The following is a 4,936-nucleotide window of genomic DNA, read 5'->3' as shown; positions in this document are numbered from 1 at the left end:
TTCAGGGGCCGGGGAAGGGGGGATTTCGGGGAGACGCGGGAAAGGCGGGGCTGCTGTCGGGTCGGGCGGCGCCGCGAGGGCCGCCAAGGGGAAACCCGGCCGGGCGGGGCGGGCCGGGCGGGGCGGGCCGGGCGGGCGGGCAGGACGCAGGGCGCGGGCTGGAAGGATGGGGCGAGGAGGAGGCCGGCGGGGCATGGACCGAACCAGGGCCGGAAGGGACGAGTCCCGGAATGGCGGAGGGCTGGCGGATGCCCACTATGCGCGGCCTGCGGCCAACCGGGGCGGACGCCTTCGGAACAGGAGGGCCTGCTCCGCACCCCCCGGAGGCAGTGACCAGGCTGCAAGGCGGGCCTTCCGGGAGCAGGCTGGAGAAAATCCAGTTATTTTAGATTACTGCTGGTTTTTTTATTTTCCGGGCACATTTTTTGGGGAAAGCCCTTGACCCTTTTGTAAGATGATATTAGGAATCATTCCTAACAAAGGCACCGAAGCAACCGTACAACCTTTCGGAGGATGAAATCATGACCGCTCCCCTCGCCCTGCCCCTTCTCGGCGACAAGTTCCCGACCATGGAAGTCAAGACCACCCACGGCATGAAAACCCTGCCCGGCGACTACGAGGGCAAGTGGGTCGTGCTCTTCAGCCACCCCGCGGACTACACCCCCGTCTGCACCACCGAGTTCGTCGCCTTCCAGAAGCGCTTCGACGAGTTCCGCAAGCTCAACTGCGAGCTCATCGGCCTGTCCATCGACCAGGTCTTCTCGCACATCAAATGGGTCGACTGGATCAAGGACAACCTGAACGTGGACATCCAGTTCCCCGTCGTCGCCGACGACCGGGGCCATGTGGCCGAGTCCCTGGGCATGCTGCACCCCGGCAAGGGCTCCAACACCGTGCGCGCCGTGTTCGTCATCGACCCCAAGGGCAACCTGCGCCTGATGCTCTACTATCCCCAGGAGGTCGGGCGGAACATGGATGAAATCCTGCGCGCGGTGAAGGCGCTCCAGGTCTCCGACTCCGCTGGCGTGGCCATCCCCGCCGGCTGGCCCAACAACGAGCTCATCGGCGACCGCGTCATCGTGCCCCCCGCCCAGGACCACGAAACCGCCAAAAAGCGGGCCGCCGAATACGACGGCTTCGACTGGTGGTTCTGCCACAAGCCCCTGGCCTAGCACCGGCCCGGGCCAACCCGCACCCCACGGCCCCGCCCGCGCACCCCGCGCGGGCGGGGCCCGCGTTTTCCGCCCAGCCCTGGCGGGCCGGGCCTGGCGCAACTCCTCCACGGGCCGCGCACCCGGCACCCCCCCGGCTCCTCGCGGCCGGGCCTGGCCCATTTCGCGAAACGGACCGGCCCAAACATGAGGAATCGTTTATCAATGATTCCCGCGCGCACCGGGGTCCGCCGGGCGCCCAACCGGCGCGCAGGCGCCGCCGCCAAAGGCCCCCCGGGCCCTGCGCTGTTGCCTCGCGGGGGAAAGTGCCGTACTGTGCGCGCCTGCGGGCGCGTTGCTTCAGGCGGGCCGCCGCCCGCGTTTTCCCTTTCGAAAACAACCAGCCAGAGCCAGCGGAGGTAGCCCATGGAACGCGGCAAGATCGGCGCGCGCATCAGGATGTGGCGCGAGCGCAGGAAGTTGACCGTCGAGCAGCTCGCCGAGAAGACGGCCCTTGACCCCCAGTTCATCGAGGCCGTGGAAAACGGCGCGGCCGCACCGGCCCTGGGGCCGATGGTCAAGCTGGCCCGCGCCCTGGGCACCCGCCTGGGCACCTTCACCGACGACGAGCTCACCGAGGACCCCTGCATCACCCGCAGCGCCGAGCGCACCCCCGACAGCGCCGTCCAGGCCAGCGGCGGCAAGTGCCTGGCCATGACCTACCACCACCTCGGCCAGGGCAAGGCCGACCGGAACATGGAGCCCTTCTTCATCCGCCTGGAGCCCGAAGCCTGCGAGCCGACCCTGTCTTCCCACGAGGGCGAGGAGTTCGTCGTCGTCGTCTCGGGCCAGGTCGTGCTGCGCTACGGCCAGGAGGAGCACGTCCTGTCCGCCGGGGACAGCATGTACTACAACTCCGTGGTGCCGCACCATGTGGGGGCCGGGGGCGGCCAGGCCGCCGAGATCTATGCCGTGATCCACGTCCCGTTCTAGCGGGGAGGCCGCAATGACCGACAGACCCGCAGTTCTCGACGTGACCCTGGGCCAGCTGCTCGACGAAACCGTCGCCAAATGGCCGCACCGCGACGCCGTGATCTATGTCGACCGCGACTTCCGCCTCAGCTGGCGCGAGTTCGGCGACCTGGTGGACCGTTTCGCCAGGGGGCTCATGGCCCTGGGCGTGCAGCGCGGCGAAAAGGTGGCCGTGTGGTCCACCAACGTGCCCTACTGGGTGGCCCTGCAATTCGCCACGGCCAAGATCGGCGCCGTGCTGCTCACCGTGAACACCAGCTACAAGACCCATGAGCTGGAATACCTGCTGCGCCAGTCCGAGTGCGAGAACATCTTCGTCATGGACGGGTTCTACGACACCGACTACGTCCTGACCCTCTACGAGCTCGTGCCCGAGCTCAAGACCCTGCCGCGCGGCGAGCTGGACTGCGAGCGCTTCCCCCACCTGCGCCGCGTGGCCTTCCTCGGCCCGCAAAAGCACCGGGGCATGTTCTCCGTGCCCGAGATACTGGCCCTGGGCAAGACCGTCTCCGACGACGACTACGCCGCCAGGCAGGCCAGCCTGCACCCCGACGACGTGGTCAACATGCAATACACCTCGGGCACCACGGGCTTCCCCAAGGGTGTGATGCTGACCCACAAGTCCATCGGCAACAACGGCTTTTGGATCGGCGAGAACCAGGGCTTCACCGAGCGCGACCGCCTGTGCCTGCCGGTGCCGCTGTTCCACTGCTTCGGCTGCGTGCTGGGCGTGCTGGCCTGCGTGACCCACGGCACGGCCATGATCATCCTGGAAAAATTCGACCCCGTGCTGATCATGCAGAGCGTGGAGCGCGAGCGCTGCACCGCCCTGTACGGCGTGCCGACCATGTTCATCGCCGTGCTCCAGCACGACCTCTTCGAGCGCTTCGACTTCTCCAGCCTGCGCACGGGTATCATGGCCGGGTCGCCCTGTCCGGTAGCCGTCATGCGCCAGGTCATGGAGAAGATGTACATGGAGGACATCACCATCTGCTACGGGCTCACCGAGTCCAGCCCGGTGATGACCCAGACGCGCGTGGACGACGACATCACCCGCCGCACGGCCTCCGTGGGCCGCGCCATGCCCGCCGTGGAGGTGATGATCAAGGACCCCGAAACGGACCGGGAATGCCCGCGGGGAACCCAGGGCGAGGTCTGCTGCCGGGGCTACCTGGTCATGAAGGGCTACTACAACAACCCCGAGGCCACGGCCCAGGCCATCGACAAGGACGGCTGGCTGCACTCCGGCGACCTGGGCGTCATGGACCAGGACGGCTACGTCTCCATCACCGGCCGCCTGAAGGACATGATCATCCGCGGCGGGGAGAACATCTACCCCCGCGAGATCGAGGAATTCCTCTACCACATGGAGGGCGTCAAGGACGTGCAGGTCGCGGGGGTGCCAAGCCGCAGGTACGGCGAGGAGGTCGGCGCCTTCGTGGTGCTCAAGGAGGGCGCGAGCCTGACCCCCGAAGACGTGCAGGACCACTGCCGGGGCAAGATCGCCTTCCACAAGATCCCGCGCTATGTGGCCTTCGTGGACGCCTATCCCATGACCGCCAGCGGCAAGATCCAGAAGTACAAGCTGCGCGAGATGGCCGCCGGGCTGTGGCCCGACGCCTAGGTGCCGCAACGGGGCCGGGCGGACATCCGCCCGGCCCAAGCCAGGAGAAAAGCAGATGGAAAAGGCCTACAAGGAAATCGCCCCCCGGCTGTCCGGGCTGCGCGACGCCCTCGGGCTCTCGGTGGACCAGATGGCCCGGCGCCTGGGCGTCGAGCCCGAAAAGGTGGCCGCCTACGAGTCCGGCGACGTGGAGATCCCCGTCAGCTACCTGTTCACCGTGGCCCAGGAATGCGGCATCGACCTGACGGTGCTCGTCTCCGGCGGCGAGGCCCACCTGCGCCAGTATTCCCTGGTGCGCAAGGGCGAGGGCCTGGCCGTGGAGCGCCGCAAGGACTACGACTACAAGAGCCTGGCCTACCGCTTCACCGGGCGGCGCATGGAGCCCTTCCTGATCCGCGTGCCGCCCAAGGCGCCCGAGCAGGTCAACACCGCCGCCCACGCCGGGCAGGAGTTCATCTACATGCTCGAAGGCCGCCTGGAGATCACCCTGGCCGGGCGCCCCGAGATCCTGGAGCCCGGCGACAGCCTGTATTTCAACTCCGAGACCCCGCACGGCCTGCGCGCCCTGGGCGACAGCGACGCCCTGTTCCTCGACGTGATTCTCTAGGCGTCCGGCACCCGCCCCACCGGACGCCCACTCCGGGCACGGACCCCCCACGTCACCCAACGCGCACCAGCAGACCGAGCGAGGCCAGCCATGCAGAAAATCACCCCCGCGAGCTACGAGCGGTTCCTTGAGGAATTCGCCCTGGACGTTCCAGAAAAATACAACTTTTCCTACGACTTCCTGGACGAGGTCGCCGCCGCAGACCCCGGCCGCAAGGCCATCGTCCATGTCGGCCCCGACGGCTACCGCCGCGAGTACACCTTCGGCTGGCTGGCCGAGGCCTCGGCCCGGCTGGCGAACGCCCTGGCCGAGCGCGGCGTTGCCAAGGGCGACCGGCTGATGCTCATCCTCTACCGGCGCATCGAGTTCTGGGTCAGCATGCTGGCCCTGCACCGCCTGGGCGCCGTGGCCGTGCCCTCGCCCAACCTGCTCACGGTCAAGGACATCGTCTACCGCGTCCAGGCCGGGGACATCGTCGGCGCCATTGCCGAGGACTCGGTGGCCCCGGCCGTGGACGCCGCC

The 4,936-nt window shown here is 67.9% G+C and carries 5 protein-coding genes; all 5 read left to right on the top strand.

The window, feature by feature from the left end:
- Nucleotides 1-521 precede the first annotated feature (521 nt).
- Nucleotides 522-1,172 (top strand): peroxiredoxin, encoded by a 651-nt coding sequence (locus tag M0P34_RS13695; protein WP_291500100.1) that lies wholly within the window; start codon nucleotides 522-524, stop codon nucleotides 1,170-1,172.
- A gap of 405 nt (nucleotides 1,173-1,577) precedes the next feature.
- Entirely contained in the window at nucleotides 1,578-2,144 is a 567-nt protein-coding gene (locus M0P34_RS13690; protein ID WP_291500098.1) for an XRE family transcriptional regulator, read from the top strand.
- A gap of 13 nt (nucleotides 2,145-2,157) precedes the next feature.
- Nucleotides 2,158-3,807 carry an AMP-binding protein gene (locus tag M0P34_RS13685; protein WP_291500096.1) on the top strand — a complete coding sequence of 550 codons (1,650 nt, stop codon included), beginning with the start codon at nucleotides 2,158-2,160 and terminating at the stop codon, nucleotides 3,805-3,807.
- A gap of 55 nt (nucleotides 3,808-3,862) precedes the next feature.
- Complete coding sequence (locus tag M0P34_RS13680; protein WP_291500094.1) at nucleotides 3,863-4,414, top strand: XRE family transcriptional regulator; 552 nt, start codon at nucleotides 3,863-3,865, stop codon at nucleotides 4,412-4,414.
- 90 nt (nucleotides 4,415-4,504) lie between these two features.
- A partial coding sequence (locus M0P34_RS13675; protein ID WP_291500091.1) for an AMP-binding protein occupies nucleotides 4,505-4,936 on the top strand: 432 nt, incomplete at its 3' end.

Origin of the sequence: Desulfocurvus sp. (genome assembly GCF_023230885.1) — a bacterium.
In the GTDB taxonomy this organism is placed as follows: domain Bacteria; phylum Desulfobacterota; class Desulfovibrionia; order Desulfovibrionales; family Desulfovibrionaceae; genus Desulfocurvus.
This window is presented reverse-complemented; position numbering and strand designations above follow the sequence as displayed.